The organism is Corynebacterium curieae (genome assembly GCF_027570035.1).
Lineage (GTDB): Bacteria > Actinomycetota > Actinomycetes > Mycobacteriales > Mycobacteriaceae > Corynebacterium > Corynebacterium curieae.
Genome location: NZ_JAKMUU010000027.1, coordinates 1 through 936, shown reverse-complemented (window position 1 = coordinate 936; position 936 = coordinate 1). Strand labels below are relative to the sequence as shown.

Genomic DNA, 936 nt, shown 5'->3' with positions numbered 1-936 from the left:
GTGTGACTGCACACGCTGGAGGGGATTTGCATATAACCTGCACAAGGTAGACAAATCGAGGAAGTAAAGGAAGCTAGCTATGGGAAAGCACGCTGAACCACAGCAGCCGGAGGAGAATGGAATTTCGCAATATCCGGCGAGTGGGGAGGAAGGGGGCGTCGGCAAGCAGGGCATGGGCCGTGGCAAGCTGATCGCTATTATCGCGGCCATCATTGTCGTGGCGTTGGTCTTGTTGCAGGTAGTGCTGTACCTGGCGCGCGATGATGAGGATGAGGCCGGCTCGGCGCCGGAGACGGTGGCCAGTGAGAGCGCACAAGATTCTGCACCAAAGTCCGATGCTTTTGTGGATGATTCGGGCCAGCAGGAGCACGAGTATGACGCCGCGCCTGGTGAGTTCAAGGGCTTTGAGGGCATGTCCGTGGGCATCGATGGCGAGTATGCGGCCGTGGACCCCGTACAGGTCACGGACCAGGGTGTGCTTTTGCCGCCACACGACGTCACCCGCGTGGGTTGGTACTCCGCCTCCGCTGTGCCGGGTGAGCCGGGCAACGTGGGATCGAGTGTGATTACTGGCCACATTAATTACCAGGGACAGGGCACTGGTTATGCGGAGAAGTTCACCAAGCTGAAGAAGGACCAGGAATTCACCGTGGTCATCGACGGCCAGGAGCGTACCTTCCGCGTGACCGAGGCGCCGTACCGCCTGCCTAAGGGCTCCGGATTCCCGGACGTGGTCAACGATAAGGAAGGCGAGAACCGCCTAGTCCTTATTACCTGCGGCGGCCAGTTCGTTGGCGGCGCGCTGGGGTATGAGGACAATATCATTACCGTGGCGGAGCCGGTGGGCGAGCCAGAGCAGCCCGCCGAGCAGCCGGCAGAGGATGCACCGGCTGAGGCACCCGCGGCCTAGTTGAGCGTTAAGGCGCCCTGTGGAAT

At 60.9% G+C, this 936-nt stretch carries 1 protein-coding gene; it reads left to right on the top strand.

What is annotated here, in order from left to right; genetic code table 11:
- Positions 1 to 79 precede the first annotated feature (79 nt).
- Positions 80 to 910 (top strand): class F sortase, encoded by an 831-nt coding sequence (locus tag L8V01_RS11885; RefSeq protein ID WP_269947169.1) that lies wholly within the window; start codon positions 80 to 82, stop codon positions 908 to 910.
- Positions 911 to 936 lie beyond the last annotated feature (26 nt).